This is a genomic window from Fictibacillus macauensis ZFHKF-1 (assembly GCF_000269865.1).
GTDB lineage: Bacteria > Bacillota > Bacilli > Bacillales > Fictibacillaceae > Fictibacillus_C > Fictibacillus_C macauensis.
In genome coordinates, this window is sequence record NZ_AKKV01000019.1 from 152,897 (window position 1) to 166,965 (window position 14,069).

Annotated in this window: 15 protein-coding genes, 1 other RNA gene and 1 riboswitch; all 16 genes read left to right on the top strand. The window is 46.1% G+C overall.

Annotated elements, in window-relative coordinates; translation table 11 throughout:
- The first annotated feature begins 15 nt into the window (after positions 1-15).
- Positions 16-161, top strand: a riboswitch (cobalamin riboswitch).
- A gap of 120 nt (positions 162-281) precedes the next feature.
- The 16 genes from A374_RS02295 (at position 282) to ssrA (ending at position 14,016) form a co-directional block, all read left to right on the top strand.
- Entirely contained in the window at positions 282-1,241 is a 960-nt protein-coding gene (locus A374_RS02295; RefSeq protein WP_007200559.1) for an ABC transporter substrate-binding protein, read from the top strand.
- A complete protein-coding gene (locus tag A374_RS02300) occupies positions 1,204-2,268 on the top strand; it encodes a FecCD family ABC transporter permease (protein ID WP_007200560.1) in 1,065 nt (354 codons plus the stop codon). Before A374_RS02295 ends, A374_RS02300 begins: the two co-directional genes overlap by 38 nt.
- Positions 2,265-3,722 (top strand): heme ABC transporter ATP-binding protein, encoded by a 1,458-nt coding sequence (locus A374_RS02305; protein WP_007200561.1) that lies wholly within the window; start codon positions 2,265-2,267, stop codon positions 3,720-3,722. The genes A374_RS02300 and A374_RS02305 overlap by 4 nt, the downstream gene beginning before the upstream one ends.
- Positions 3,719-4,681, top strand: a complete 963-nt coding sequence (gene cbiB, locus A374_RS02310) for an adenosylcobinamide-phosphate synthase CbiB (RefSeq protein ID WP_007200562.1) — start codon at positions 3,719-3,721, stop codon at positions 4,679-4,681. The genes A374_RS02305 and cbiB overlap by 4 nt, the downstream gene beginning before the upstream one ends.
- Complete coding sequence (gene cobD, locus A374_RS02315; protein WP_007200563.1) at positions 4,653-5,741, top strand: threonine-phosphate decarboxylase CobD; 1,089 nt, start codon at positions 4,653-4,655, stop codon at positions 5,739-5,741. Before cbiB ends, cobD begins: the two co-directional genes overlap by 29 nt.
- Positions 5,729-6,307 carry a bifunctional adenosylcobinamide kinase/adenosylcobinamide-phosphate guanylyltransferase gene (locus tag A374_RS02320; protein ID WP_007200564.1) on the top strand — a complete coding sequence of 193 codons (579 nt, stop codon included), beginning with the start codon at positions 5,729-5,731 and terminating at the stop codon, positions 6,305-6,307. The genes cobD and A374_RS02320 overlap by 13 nt, the downstream gene beginning before the upstream one ends.
- A complete protein-coding gene (gene cobS, locus A374_RS02325) occupies positions 6,300-7,106 on the top strand; it encodes an adenosylcobinamide-GDP ribazoletransferase (protein ID WP_007200565.1) in 807 nt (268 codons plus the stop codon). Before A374_RS02320 ends, cobS begins: the two co-directional genes overlap by 8 nt.
- Positions 7,058-7,699, top strand: coding sequence for a histidine phosphatase family protein (locus A374_RS02330; protein ID WP_007200566.1), 642 nt, complete (start codon positions 7,058-7,060; stop codon positions 7,697-7,699). The genes cobS and A374_RS02330 overlap by 49 nt, the downstream gene beginning before the upstream one ends.
- Positions 7,633-8,061: a bifunctional adenosylcobinamide kinase/adenosylcobinamide-phosphate guanylyltransferase gene (locus tag A374_RS02335; protein WP_007200567.1), complete on the top strand. Its 429-nt coding sequence runs from the start codon at positions 7,633-7,635 to the stop codon at positions 8,059-8,061. The genes A374_RS02330 and A374_RS02335 overlap by 67 nt, the downstream gene beginning before the upstream one ends.
- A 15-nt stretch (positions 8,062-8,076) precedes the next feature.
- A complete protein-coding gene (locus A374_RS02340; RefSeq protein WP_007200568.1) occupies positions 8,077-8,676 on the top strand; it encodes a cob(I)yrinic acid a,c-diamide adenosyltransferase in 600 nt (199 codons plus the stop codon).
- 103 nt (positions 8,677-8,779) lie between these two features.
- Entirely contained in the window at positions 8,780-9,010 is a 231-nt protein-coding gene (gene secG / locus A374_RS02345) for a preprotein translocase subunit SecG (protein ID WP_007200569.1), read from the top strand.
- A 114-nt stretch (positions 9,011-9,124) separates the two neighbouring features.
- Entirely contained in the window at positions 9,125-9,814 is a 690-nt protein-coding gene (locus A374_RS02350) for an alpha/beta hydrolase (protein WP_007200570.1), read from the top strand.
- A gap of 18 nt (positions 9,815-9,832) precedes the next feature.
- Complete coding sequence (locus A374_RS02355) at positions 9,833-10,585, top strand: alpha/beta hydrolase (protein ID WP_040340248.1); 753 nt, start codon at positions 9,833-9,835, stop codon at positions 10,583-10,585.
- 35 nt (positions 10,586-10,620) lie between these two features.
- A complete protein-coding gene (gene rnr, locus A374_RS02360; protein ID WP_007200572.1) occupies positions 10,621-12,957 on the top strand; it encodes a ribonuclease R in 2,337 nt (778 codons plus the stop codon).
- 105 nt (positions 12,958-13,062) lie between these two features.
- Positions 13,063-13,530 (top strand): SsrA-binding protein SmpB, encoded by a 468-nt coding sequence (gene smpB, locus A374_RS02365; RefSeq protein WP_007200573.1) that lies wholly within the window; start codon positions 13,063-13,065, stop codon positions 13,528-13,530.
- Positions 13,531-13,655: 125 nt separating this feature from the next.
- Positions 13,656-14,016, top strand: a transfer-messenger RNA (tmRNA) gene (ssrA, locus tag A374_RS19790).
- The last annotated feature ends 53 nt before the right edge of the window (positions 14,017-14,069 follow it).

A 14,069-nucleotide genomic window follows, 5' to 3' on the forward strand; every position in this document is an offset into this window, starting at 1 on the left:
GAGTATAATGATACTAGCTGAATAAGCGAAGAAGGTCTGTTGCTCCACACGATGCAACAGTTAAAAGGGAAGCTGGTTAAAGTCCAGCGCGGTCCCGCCACTGTAATCAATGAAAGTAGATTCATTGAAAGTCAGACACCTGCCCTCTATGCTTGTGAAGAACCTTCGAGGAAAGGTGAATCAATAGGCGTCGGTGCGTGACGTTGTATTGACTCGTCCTCGTGAAGGGGGCGTTTTTTTTATGGCTTATTCGGTACACTTACTCTAGGAGCGTGAACATAGTGAAAAGAAGTTTACAAGCAATCGCGATGCTCGTCATCGTTATGATGATTGCCGCGGGCTGTTCAGGTGGAAAGTCATCATCTGACGGAAACAACAAAGAAACTGCAAGTAAAAATGAAGCTTTCCCTGTTACGATTAAAGATGCGGTCGGTCATTCGGTTAAATTAGATAAAAAACCAACGAAAATTGTATCGCTTATTCCGAGTAATACAGAAATTGCTTTTGCGCTTGGTTTAGACAAAGAAATCGTTGGTGTAACGGATAACGATACATATCCGAAAGAAGCATTAAAGAAGCCGAAAGTAGGCGGTATGAAATTTAATGTTGAAAAAATTATCGGTATGAAACCAGATGTTGTGCTTGCCCATGCGTCGGCTGCTCATAACTCGGCAGATGGCTTAAAACAGCTTGAAGATGCGGGTGTGAAAGTCATTGTTATTAACGATGCGAAAAGCTTTGATGATACGTATAAAACGATTGATATGATTGCGAAAGCAACGGGTACAGAGAAAAAAGGACAAGAAATTGTAGACGATATGAAAAAGAAGCTTGCAAGTATTGAAGAGCAAGCGAAGCAAGTAAAAAAAGAGAAAAAAGTATGGGTTGAAATTTCTCCTTCGCCAGAAATTTATACGGCAGGTCAAGGAACGTTTATCGATGATATGCTAAAAAGCATTCATGCGAAAAATGCCGCTGGCGCGTTAAAAGGATGGCCAAAAGTTTCCGAAGAACAGCCTGTAAAATACAACCCAGATGCTATTATTACAACGTATGGCAGTAGCGATCAAGACGTATGGAAACAAATCTCCGGACGCAAAGCATGGAGCAATGTTCAAGCAGTGAAAGCGAAAGACATTCACAATCTCAACAATGACTTGCTTTCTCGTCCAGGACCGCGCTTAGCACAAGGAGTGGAAGAGCTTGCCAAAGCGATCTATCCAGACGTATTCAAAAAGTAAATGGACCTTTTCATATATAGCGATGCTGCTTCTTTTAGCAGTCGTCGCTGCTTTGGGGATTTCGGTAGGCTCTATACCTATCCCCCTTTTTCACGTTATTAAGATAATTGGCGCGAATGTCTTTCATCTCGGATCACTAGCAACGATTGATCCGACGGAAAGCACGATTGTTATGGACATTCGCTTTCCACGCGTTTTACTCGCCTTGCTCGTTGGCGGTTCGCTGTCGCTTGCCGGCGCTGCCTTTCAAGGATTATTAAAAAATCCTCTTGCTGATCCGTACACGTTAGGCGTATCGTCAGGTGCTTCGCTCGGGGCGGTAAGCGTCATTTTCTTTGGTATACAATTGCCATTCGTAGGCGCTTATACGCTGCCAATCGTTAGTATAATAGCGGGGTTTGTGACGTTAGTCGGGGTTATCGTATTTGCGCGCCTTGTGCAACGTAATTTAACGGTCGAAACGGTCATCTTAACGGGCATTCTTTGCAGCTCTTTTTTAGGCGCACTCATTTCGCTTATTATTGCTTTAACGGGAGATGAGCTTCGCCAAGTGATCGGCTGGCTCCTCGGCAGTGTTTCCATGCGAGGCTGGGCGTATGTTAATCTCATTGCGCCATTTCTGATACTCGGCTTGCTTTTGCTGCTCGCTAGCGCACGCGAATTAAATGCACTGTCGTTTGGGCAACAAGAAGCGCGTCATATTGGCGTCAATGTGAAGCGTCATACGATGAGCGTATTGCTTGGTGCGTCGTTATTAACAGGAGCGGCTGTAGCGGTTTCAGGAACGATTGGCTTTGTTGGCTTGTTGATTCCGCATATGGTGCGCATGATTTGGGGAGGCGATCATCGTCATTTATTGCCACTTTCCATGATTGCAGGGGGTATTTTTCTCGTTGTGATGGATATTGTCTCGCGGCTGATCGTTGCGCCATCAGAGTTGCCGATTGGCGTCCTTACCGCCATTATTGGTAGCCCCATTTTTGCTTTTATTTTCATAAGTTATCGCCGAAAGAAGGGAACCTCATGATCGTTGTAAACAATGCATCCGGTGGGTATGACGGAACGAAAAAAGTAAATAGCGTTTCTTTTCAGGCGAAAAAAGGGAAGCTCACAGGCATTATTGGCCCGAATGGAAGCGGAAAAACAACGCTAGTAAAGATGATAACTGGACAGCTTCCTTGTATGGAAGGCAGTATTACCATTGACGGCACAGCGATTTCTGACTTTTCGTCTAAAGAGTTAGCCAAGATTGTGGCGGTGCTGCCGCAACATGGTGAAAACTCCTTTGACTTTTCCGTGCAGGAAGTGGTGGCACTCGGGCGCTATCCGTATTATAAAGGCTTATTAAAGCGCGCCACGAGCGAAGATGAGCGCGTTGTCCGTGACGTGATGAACATAACGGGCGTAGCGCATCTTGCTTCACAAAGCATCGCTTCTTTAAGCGGAGGAGAGCGGCAGCGTGTGTTGTTAGCGAAAGCCTTAGCACAAGAACCACAGCTATTGCTATTAGATGAACCGACGAATCATCTGGATCTCTCGTATCAAGTGAAGCTGATGGATACGTTAAAAGAACGCGTGCAACAGCACGAGTTAACGGTCGTTGCTATTTTACATGATTTGAATATTGCTAGTTTATATTGTGATGATATTCTTTTGCTTCATGAAGGGAAAATGATGGCGCACGGAACGCCTTCAGAAATGATGCAAACCCAAGTTTTGCAAGACGTCTATCGAACGCAGTTACACGTTCAGGGCCATCCGGTTGAAGCGAAGCCCCTCATTGCGCTAGCTCCGAGCACTCAACAAAACGTACCGAATCAGCATGAAAGTGTAACGATGGAACAAAAGGGCGATCACCTCTGTATGCAGGCGCCTTTTTTATATAAAACACTTTCTTCTGCCCTCATTGGTGAAGGTTTCTCCTGGGCACATACGTTTATAAATCGTCATGTACCCAAAAATTATGCTTGCAGTGATGCAAAGCAAGAGTTTCAAGACTATATAGAGCAACAGCGCTATTCTAGCGATGAGACGGTAGGCATGATGACAGCCGCTTTCATTGAAGATGTAGGTGTGGCAAGTGTAAACAACGTAACCGCCTATGTGACAGCAGGTGTTGGCAATGCCTGTGACGCGTCGCGTGCTTGGCAACAACCGACTCATGCCGCTCCGGGAACGATTAATATGTTTTTATTTATTGAAGGTACGTTAACGGATGCCGCCTTTTTGCAAGCGATGATGACGGCAACAGAGGCGAAAAGTGCAGCGTTGCGTGACCGTGGTGTACGTGATGAGCAAGCTCAAACGCTTGCCACTGGTACGACAACCGATTGTGTCAGTGTAGCAGCGACACAACAAGGGAAAACGATTCACTATGCAGGAACCGCAACAGCGCTCGGAAAGGCAATTGGTAAAGCTGTTTATGAAGCGCTTACACAATCGCTAGCTCACTATGACCAGCGGGTCGGTACACGCTCATGATCATCGTGTATCATACGCTTGCCTTATCGCTTGCTGTCTTGATTGACCAGCTAATCGGTGATCCTCGCTGGCTGCCGCATCCTGTCATCGGATTTGGTAAAATAATTGCCGCGCTGGATCGTCTGTGGAATAAAGGGCGCTATCGAAAGCTAAAAGGTGTTGCGATGCTGCTATGTCTTCTTTTCCTCACGGTAAGCTGTGCTTACGTTGTGGTACATTTCGCTTATAGACTTCATCCTCTGTTTGGCATTGCAATCGAAAGTATTCTTATTGCAACGACCATTGCTGCTAAAGGGTTAAAAGAGGCTGGTCAGTCGGTTGCTAACCCATTACGCCAAGGCGACATGCCCGAAGCGCGTAAGAAGTTAAGCTGGATTGTCGGCCGTGATACCGACACGCTTACTGAAGCAGAGATTGCCCGCGGAACAGTTGAAACTGTCGCTGAAAATACGAGCGATGGTGTCACTGCTCCCTTGTTTTTTGCTTTTATAGGCGGCGCACCGCTCGCATTACTCTATCGAGCCGTGAATACATGTGACTCTATGGTCGGTTATAAAAATGAGCAATACCACGCCTTTGGCTGGGCGTCGGCTCGCTTAGATGACGTCCTGAATTACATACCAGCAAGATTGACCGGTCTGCTGATGCTGATTGTTCCGATTACCCCTACGTACGTTTCTTTTACATGGTTACGTCGTCAGGCGAAGAATCATCCGAGTCCGAATAGTGGCTGGTGTGAAGCGGGGGTAGCGGGGCGCTTAGGGATTCAGCTTGGCGGCACGAATTACTATAAAGGACGCGTATCACATCGTCCGCTCATAGGCGAAGCGAACGTCGTGTTAGCCGTCGCACACATTGAAAAAACAACGATGATGATGCAACGTACCGTATGGGCATTTTGGGGTGTACTCATTGCGTTAGGAGGTCTGTATGCAATCTTTACCAAACCATGGAGCTAATCCTCAATTGCTTGCACAAGCATTAAACGTAGGTGCTCGTAAGATTACCCATGATTATAGTGTGAATGTTAATCCCTATCCACCGCTCGCTCTGCTACAGGAGGAGTGGCAGCGCAGTGTGGACCATATGTTTCATTACCCGCATCCAACAGCGGAACCGCTCCGTGCCGCGATTGCGTCTCAAGAGGGGCTCTCGCTCGATCAAGTCATTGCCGGAAACGGTGCGGCAGAACTGATTTATTTACTAGCCCACGTTTTTCAAAAAAGCGAGGTATTGATTATTGAGCCAGCTTTTTCGGAATATCGAGAGGCGTGTGAAGCAAATGGATGTAGGGTAACTTCTTACATAACGACGGAAGCTGACGATTGGCAGCTTTCATTAGAACATTGGAAAGAAGCGGTACGGGGCAAAAAGCTATGTTTTCTCTGTCGACCGAACAATCCAACGGGAACGCTCTTGGCTGAGGAAACGCTTGCCGAAATGATTGCCATCTGTGAACAAGAGCACGTATATCTTGTCATTGATGAAGCATTTATTCACTTTACAGAGCAACCGTGTTCAGCAGCTTCGTATGTTCGTGCCCATGATCATGTCATCCTTTTACGCTCCTTAACGAAAATGTACCAGCTGCCAGGCTTGCGTCTCGGTTATGCGCTTGCTTCTCAAGCAGTCATTGCGGCGATGATGGCTCTTCAGCCGCCGTGGAGTGTCAATGGACCTGTTCAACACATTGGGGAACGTGTGCTAAAAGAAGGAACGCCGTATGCGCAAGAAACGGCCCGCAACATGGCAGAGGAACGACAGCGCTTCTTTCCTATGCTAGAAGCGCTCGGCTATGTCGTCAGTCCATCGCTAGTGAATTTTTATGTGCTTCGAACAAAAGAAACGACCGATTTACTTCCACTCGTTAAATTTCTGCTTTCCGAAGGCGTTGCGGTGCGGCACACGTATAATTTTCACGGCTTAGCTGGCGCCTATATTCGGCTTGCCCTACGCACGCCTGAAGAAAACGATATCTTACTTGCGCTATTAGCGAGAGGTAAAGCATGCTTACGATGATCATAGGTGGCGTTCGTAGTGGTAAAAGTGGTTACGCTGAACGCTTAATGATGGATGAAGTAAAAGCAGATGAAGTGCTTCATTATATTGCGACGAGTGCGCCGTATGATGAAGAAATGAAGCAGCGGGTGAAACGTCATCAAGACGATCGCCGCCACTACCATCATCAGTGGAAAACGTGGGAGCAGCCACGCCATGTTGAGCAACTCGCCGCATCTTTTACAGCGCAAGATCGTGTCTTGCTTGATTGTTTAACGAATCTCGTAAGCAACGAACTGTTTGTAGGCTGGGAAGCTGGACTAGAACCGTGGCGAGAACCGGCGTTTCGTCAAGCATGCTACGAGAAGATTCGTGATGGAATTCGGCAACTAACGCACACCGCTGGCCACGTCGTCGTTGTTTCTAATGAAATTGGACATGAGACGGTATGGGACGATGAAGCGACCTTATATTATGGGCAACTATTAGGTGCATTGCATCAAACCTTCGTCGCCGAAGCAGAGCGGGTGCTACAAATGGAATATGGCTTACCACTTCTGAGAAAGGGAGCGAAGCAAAATGGGTGAAGAACGAAGTCGTTTATCGTTTCTTGTCGGGTTTGGGCTAGCGTTGCAATTTTTAACAGCGCTTCCGATTAAAGCTTCGTTTGCTTGGAATGAGCAGAGTGGGAAATGGAGCTTACGCTGTTATCCGCTCGTTGGTGTCATCCTTGGTAGTCTACTAGCGCTTCAAGCGTATGGCTTGCTGCACCAGCAGACAGTACCTTTAGAAATGGTCGCTTTTTATCTTGTTACCTTTTCAGTCGTGTTTACTGGTGGGCTTCATTTAGATGGATGGATGGATTGCTCTGATGCGTTTTTTTCCTATCGCGATCGAGCGAAGCGTTTAGAAATTATGAAAGACCCACGAACAGGGGCCTTTGGCGTGTTAAGTGTGCTTTTTCTCTTAAGCTGGCGCACCTTATTTCTGTATGAAGTGATCAAGTTGAATCCAGAAGCGGCGCCTTTTATCTTTTTCGCGATCCCTATTTTAAGTCGCATTAGTATGGGCTGGATGCTCGTGACGGCTCCGCTCTCGCGAGAAGAAGGCATGGCATATAGCATGCGGCAAATGGCTGATCGCCGTCTTCGTTTCTTTTATGGTGTGGTGGCTCTTCTGCTAGTAGGCGTGGCGGTGCTTTGGCATCATAGCCTGCTTGGAGGTAGCTTGCTGCTTGCGATGATTCTCTTTTTTCTTTTGAGCAAACGGTTTTTCACAGTCGCTTTTGGTGGAATTAATGGCGATACGTTAGGTGCCTTAACGGAAGGAGTGGAATCATGGCTATGGATGATCAGCTGGCTATTACTTTGCTTCGTCATGGGCTAACAAAGGAAAATCAAGAAAAGCGTTATATCGGTTGGAGCGACCCACCGCTTTGTGAGGAAGGTCGTCAGCTCCTTCACCCACTTACCGACACGCCAGACGTTATTTACAGTAGCCCTTCTTTGCGCGCGATGGAAACAGCCGCAATGTTGTTTCCTAATAGTGACGTCACGGTTTGTGAGGGTTTTCGCGAGCTTCATTTCGGAGAGTGGGAGCTGAAAACGTATGCTGACTTATGTAACAACCCTCATTACCGGCAATGGATTGATCATCCTACAACGATTACACCACCGGGTGGGGAGTCGTATGCTACGTTTACAGCGCGTGTGTTGCATGCGTGGTTTACGATGCTTGAGCAGATGCAGCATGACGATAGGCAACAGGCGGTCATTGTTACACATGGCGGTCCGCTTCGGTTATTGCTATCGCACTTTGCGCCACAAGAAAAAGACATGTGGCACTGGTCGGTTTCTCACGGGCAAGGTTTTACGTTACAGTGGCAACAAGAGGAAAGGAGAGGGGTCGGTCGATGTACTTCATTACAGGAGGCGCCTTTCACGGCAAAGGACGCTTTGTACAACAACACTTTCAAGTAGACAAGCCTAGTAACCAATGGTTTAGTTATTTTCATGAGAACCAGCTCACGCTCGACGGCTACAGCGATTCAGTGCTTGTGATAGAAGGATTAGAGCAGCTCGTAGCGAATGTGGTAAAGCAGGACGCAACATCAGCGCGCGAAGTGCTTTCCATGCTTTTAGAGAAATGGTTGGACTTTGAGCGTGAAGCACCCGGACGTTCTGTCGTTTTAATTGGTACTGACGTGGGCAAGGGCATTGTGCCGATGGAGCGTGAACTTCGTGACATTCGCGATATGACGGGTTGGTTTTATCAAGAGATTGTGCAAAGAGCCGCCGCTGTTCAACTGATTTGGTATGGACTTGCCCAAACGTTAAAATGAGGAGGAAGTACAAACATGAAGCTCTATACAAGAACGGGAGATGAAGGCAAGACGAGTGTCATTGGTGGACGATTAGAAAAGAACCATATTCGGGTGAACGCCTACGGAACGATTGACGAGCTTAATAGCTTTGTCGGTTTAGCGCTTACCAAACTTTCACAGCCTATGTTTCTAGATTTGGCAAGTGAGTTAACAAAAATTCAACATGAACTGTTTGATTGTGGTGGCGACTTATCAGCGGTCAAAAAAGATTATCCCTTTAAAGCGAACCAAGAGATGATTACGTTTTTAGAAGAACGCATTGATGACTATATAAAAGAGGCACCGGAATTAGAGCGCTTTATCCTGCCAGGCGGATCGGAAGCTGCGGCCATGATCCATGTGTGTCGCACCGTAGCCCGTCGTGCGGAACGAGAGATTGTAGCGTTAAAAGAGCAACAGCATACGATCAATCCGATTGTACTAAAATACGTCAATCGCTTATCGGATTATTTCTTTGCGATTGCCCGCGTCATTAATTTCCGTCTCGGCGTGAGTGATGTAGAGTATGAGCGCAGCGCCCTCGTCTTTCGTGGTGGAAAACGAAAAGAAGAACCCTCAAACGATTCAGAGTAAGATAGGCGCAGGAGCGGGCTGTTCTCTAAAATACATTGCCTAGCACCCGTTCCTATGGTACATTTAGTTTAAATGTATAGTGTTGTCCGTGGAGGTGTGAAAGATGGAAACTGCAGCAACCATTTTATTAGTTATCGTTTCGATTGCTTTAATTCTCGTCGTTGTTCTTCAATCCAGTCGTTCAGCAGGTTTGTCCGGTGCGATTACTGGGGGAGCTGAACAGCTATTTGGAAAGCAGAAAGCCCGTGGGATGGAAGCGGTATTAAGTCGTATTACTGTTGTCCTCGGCGTGTTATTTTTCCTATTGGCGATTACAGTCGCTTACATCGTATAACGTATACTCTTAGAACAGCAGGTGATGTGCTCACTTGCTGTTTTTCTTTACCTGATGAATTGTGTGTTTGATTTGATAAATCAGGGTATCCTATAGAGAAAAAGGGGAGTATTTATGGTCGGCTGTCTTTGTCTTCACGGATTTACGGGAGGTCCATTTGAAGTGCAACCGGTAGCAGATTATTTACGCGCTCGTACGGACTGGGAAATTGCTGTACCTACATACCCTGGGCACGGGGAATTACTTCATTTAAGAGGTGTGAAACAAGCGCGCTGGGTAGAAGAAGCGGAGCGTGCTTTTTTGGCTTTACGGCAAAAGCATGATACGCTGTATGTTGTTGGCTTTTCGATGGGTGGCATGATTGCCGCCTATTTAGCGGCAAAATACCAGTGTCAGAAGGTAGTATTGCTTAGTGCGAGCGCTTTTTATTTAAATCCTATTCATTTGCAAGATGAATTAAGCGCTTGGTTACGGATGAAACAAAGCCATGCGCCACACGACGAATGGATGTATAAGCAATACTGGCATCGGGTTACGAAAACACCCGTTTCTGCTCTGTTTCAATTTCGCAAGCTTGTTAAGGCGCTTAAGCCGTCTTTTTCGCAGATTACAGCTCAAACGTTGATCGTCCAGGGGAAAAAAGATGGACTCGTTCCGCTGAAAAGCGCGCACTATATATATGAAACCATTCCTTCTGATCAGAAGAAGCTACTGTACTTAAAGGACTCACGTCATATGATTTGTCATGATGTGAACAGTGAAGAGCTTCTCACAGAAGTGTATACATTTTTACAAGAAAGATGATGTAGAGGAGAGAGCAACATGATGAAAATCTCAGCACCAAAACCATTTACATTTGAAGGAGGAAAGCGAGCCGTTCTAATGTTGCATGGCTTTACGGGAAGTTCTGCTGACGTGCGCATGCTCGGCCGCTTTTTGCAAAAGAAAGGCTATACGTGTCATGCCCCGCAATATAAAGGTCATGGCGTACCTCCAGAAGAGCTTGTACATACAGGACCAGAAGATTGGTGGCGTGATGTCATCGGAGGTTATGAACATTTACAGGATCTCGGCTATGAGGAGATTGCGGTATGTGGACTATCACTTGGTGGCGTATTCTCACTGAAGCTTGCAATGGAAAAACCGGTTAAAGGTGTCGTTCCAATGTGTGCGCCAATGTACATTAAGAGTGAAGAAGTGATGTATAAGAACGTGTTAGAATATGCGCGCGAATATAAAAGCCGTGAAAACAAAACCGAAGAACAAGTGAATGAAGAGATGGAAGCCTTTAAAGAATCACCTATGAAGACGTTAAAGGCCTTGCAGCAGCTACTAGGCGATGTACGTAACGATATTGACATGGTGTATGCGCCGACCTTTGTCGTCCAAGCGCGTCATGATGAAATGATTAACACAGATTCAGCAAACATTATTTATAATGAAGTAGAAAGCATTATGAAAGATTTAAAATGGTACGAAGAGTCAACGCACGTCATTACATTAGGTCAGGAAAAAGAACAGCTTCATGAAGACGTTTATCAGTTTTTACAGAAGCTTGATTGGTCCGTGGAATAAGGCAAAGTGACGGCTTCCTTAAAGGAGGAAATAGAGTGGATAAACAGCAATTGCTGGCTTTTATGAAAGAAGAAGTATATAAACCGCTAACGGTGAAAGAACTAGAGGCGGCGTTTACCCTAGAAGGTGCAGATGCCTTCAAACAGCTCGTTAAGACGTTAAATGCACTTGAAGAAGAAGGCGAAGTTGTGCGTACGCGCTCCAATCGCTACGGCGTTCCGGAGAAAATGAATTTAGTAAAAGGTAAAGTGCAAGCGCATGCCAAAGGGTTTGCTTTTATTTTACCAGAAAGCGGCGAAGGAAAAGACGTCTATGTTGCTCAAGGTGATCTCGGATCTGCCATGAATAATGATGTCGTGCTCGTACGCTTAAATCAAGATTCTAAAGGCACGCATCCAGAGGGTGTCGTCATCCGTATTTTAGAGCGTGGTGTGACCGAAACAGTCGGTACGTTCCAACAAAGTCGTGGCTTCGGGTTTGTTATTGCTGATGATAAGCGTATTCCAAATGATATTTTCGTACCAGCCGATTGTGTAAATGGGGCTATCGATGGTCATAAAGTGGTTGTGAAAATCGTGAAGTACCCTGAAGGACGCAATTCAGCAGAAGGCGAGATCATCCATATTCTTGGCCATAAAAACGATCCTGGTGTGGATATTTTATCGGTGATTTTTAAGCATCAATTACCGCAGGAATTCCCGGTTGCAGCGCTAGAACAAGCACATGACGTACCTGAGGAAATTGATCCGAAAGATATCGAAGGACGCCGCGATCTTCGCCAAGAAACGATTGTTACCATTGACGGTGAAGATGCCAAAGACTTAGATGATGCCGTTAACGTAACGAAGCTAGAGAACGGCAACTATAAGCTAGGTGTTCATATTGCCGATGTGAGTCATTATGTTACAGAAGGTTCTCCAATCGATGAGGAAGCATTAGAGCGCGGAACGAGTGTCTACTTAGTGGATCGTGTTATTCCGATGATTCCACATCGTCTATCTAACGGAATTTGTTCCTTGAATCCACAGGTCGATCGCTTAACGCTATCGTGTGAGATGGAGATTACGCCAAAAGGGGAAGTCATTCGTCATGACATTTTCCCGAGTGTCATTCGTACGGTCGAACGGATGACGTATACGAACGTTCGTAAAATTCTTCAAGATGAAGATGAAGAAGTGAACAAGCGCTATGAGTCGCTGATCCCGTTCTTTAAGCTAATGGGTGAATTAGCTGAAATTTTACGCAAGCGTCGCTTCAATCGTGGCGCCATTGACTTTGATTTTAGTGAAGCAAAAGTAATCGTGAATGAAAGCAGCGAGCCGTTAGAAATCGCGTTGCGTGAACGGTCGGTAGCAGAAAAACTTATTGAAGAGTTCATGCTCTGTGCCAACGAAACGGTTGCTCAACATTTCCATCAAGCGGATCTGCCATTTATGTACCGTATTCACGAAGAGCCTGATGCAGAAAAACTAGCACGCTTCGTTGAATTCATTTCCATGTTTGGCTATGTGTTAAAAGATGGCGTAACCGAAGTACATCCAGCCACGCTTCAAAAGCTCTTAGAAGAAGTAAAAGGCGAGCCAGAAGAAATGGTCATTAGCAAAATTATGCTACGCTCCATGAAGCAGGCGAAGTATTTCCCGGAAAGTCTCGGTCACTACGGATTAGCAACCGAGTTCTATACGCACTTTACGTCACCGATTCGTCGTTATCCTGACTTAATCGTGCACCGCTTAATTCGTACCTACTTAATCAATAAAAAAACCGATGACAAAACGCTCGGTAGATGGTCTGCGAAGCTCGAGGACATCGCCAAGCATGCATCGGCGATGGAACGCCGTGCCGTTGATGCAGAACGAGAAACGGATGACCTTAAAAAAGCGGAGTTTATGCAAGATAAAATTGGCGAAGAATATGAAGGGGTTATTTCCTCTGTAACGAATTTCGGGCTGTTCGTCGAGCTGCCGAATACGATTGAAGGACTCGTTCATGTAAGCTATTTATCCGATGATTATTATCGCTATGATGAAAAGCATATGGCGATGATCGGGGAGCGCACAGGCACCGTCTTCCGCATTGGTGATGAGTTAGCGATTCGCGTCATTAACGTTAATTTAGATGAGCGCGCGATTGACTTTGAAATCGTCGGCATGAAAGGAACGCCGCGTCGTCGTGGCAAAGAGCGTCCGAAAGTGATCGATAGCGGCAATCGTAAACGCAAAACGCGTCGTCCTGAAGGAGAGCGAGGCCGAGGTCGAGGTCAAGGTCAAGCGAGTAGCGCAAAAGATAGCAAAAGCGGCGAATCAAAAAAAGGCAAGAAAAAGCCGTTTTATAAAGGAAACTTTGCGAAAAAGAAAAAGAAAAAACGCTAAGCAAAGCAGTCAAAATACGATGAGAACCGCTTCAGGCGGTTCTTGACGTTTTCTGACCAAATTGCTACAATAATAGTCTGTAACATTTTGGGGGAGGTTAGAAGTATGCCAAAAGGAGAAGGCAAGCTTGTCGCGCAAAATAAAAAAGCGCGCCACGATTATCATATTGAAGATACCTTTGAGGCTGGACTTGTCCTCCAAGGAACAGAAATTAAAGCGATCCGAGCAGGACGCATTAATTTAAAAGATTCTTTCGCTCGCGTACAGCAAGGCGAAGTGTTTGTCCACAACATGCACGTTAGCCCGTACGAGCAAGGAAATCGCTACAATCATGATCCGATGCGCACGCGTAAGCTGTTGCTGCATAAAAAGCAAATCAATTTATTGCTTGCAGCGACAAAAGAAAAAGGCTACAGCATCGTACCGTTAAAGCTGTACTTGAAAAATGGCTTTGCGAAGCTGTTAATCGGTATTGCAAAAGGGAAAAAGAACTACGATAAGCGTGAAGACTTAAAACGTAAAGATGCCAAACGTGAAATTGATCGTGCTTTCCGCGATCGCCAAAAGGCATAATGTACCGCGCACCTTTCATTGACTTTTTCGCGAAAGGTGTTATACTATTTACACTGCTACAATACAAATGAATATGCATTGCAGCGGCTTTTACTTCCCGTAGAATCACCCCGGGACTTACTCATGGGGACGTTACGGATTCGACAGGGGTAGTTCGAGCTTAAGTTGCGAGTCGAGGGGGTCGGCCTCGTTAAAACGCCAACGCCTATAACTGGCAAAACTAATAACAACCTAGCTTTAGCTGCGTAATAGCACTTTAGCTGATCCTCCCTCCATCGCCCATGTGGTAGGGTAAGGGTCTCACTCTTAGTGGGCTACGCCGGCTGTCCTCCGCCTGAGGACGAAGGAAGAGCGCAATCAGGCTAGCGTCTCAAACGCCTGTCGATAGGCAAATGAGACTGCGAAACGCCAATGTATCGACTACACTCGTAGAAGCTTAAGTGCCGATGTCTCTGGACGTGGGTTCGACTCCCACCGTCTCCACCAATATACATATGTTGGTGGTTTTTTTATGTCTGTGAATCAAAGGCTAACATTGC

Bases quoted from the DNA above. Each gene is read 5' to 3' on its own strand.
- A374_RS02305 (WP_007200561.1), top strand. From the start codon at position 2,265: ATGATCGTTGTAAACAATGCATCCGGTGGGTATGACGGAACGAAAAAA.
- cbiB (WP_007200562.1), top strand. From the start codon at position 3,719: ATGATCATCGTGTATCATACGCTTGCCTTATCGCTTGCTGTCTTGATT.
- cobD (WP_007200563.1), top strand. From the start codon at position 4,653: ATGCAATCTTTACCAAACCATGGAGCTAATCCTCAATTGCTTGCACAA.
- A374_RS02320 (WP_007200564.1), top strand. From the start codon at position 5,729: ATGCTTACGATGATCATAGGTGGCGTTCGTAGTGGTAAAAGTGGTTAC.
- cobS (WP_007200565.1), top strand. From the start codon at position 6,300: ATGGGTGAAGAACGAAGTCGTTTATCGTTTCTTGTCGGGTTTGGGCTA.
- A374_RS02330 (WP_007200566.1), top strand. From the start codon at position 7,058: ATGGCTATGGATGATCAGCTGGCTATTACTTTGCTTCGTCATGGGCTA.
- A374_RS02335 (WP_007200567.1), top strand. From the start codon at position 7,633: ATGTACTTCATTACAGGAGGCGCCTTTCACGGCAAAGGACGCTTTGTA.
- A374_RS02340 (WP_007200568.1), top strand. From the start codon at position 8,077: ATGAAGCTCTATACAAGAACGGGAGATGAAGGCAAGACGAGTGTCATT.
- secG (WP_007200569.1), top strand. From the start codon at position 8,780: ATGGAAACTGCAGCAACCATTTTATTAGTTATCGTTTCGATTGCTTTA.
- A374_RS02350 (WP_007200570.1), top strand. From the start codon at position 9,125: ATGGTCGGCTGTCTTTGTCTTCACGGATTTACGGGAGGTCCATTTGAA.
- A374_RS02355 (WP_040340248.1), top strand. From the start codon at position 9,833: ATGATGAAAATCTCAGCACCAAAACCATTTACATTTGAAGGAGGAAAG.
- smpB (WP_007200573.1), top strand. From the start codon at position 13,063: ATGCCAAAAGGAGAAGGCAAGCTTGTCGCGCAAAATAAAAAAGCGCGC.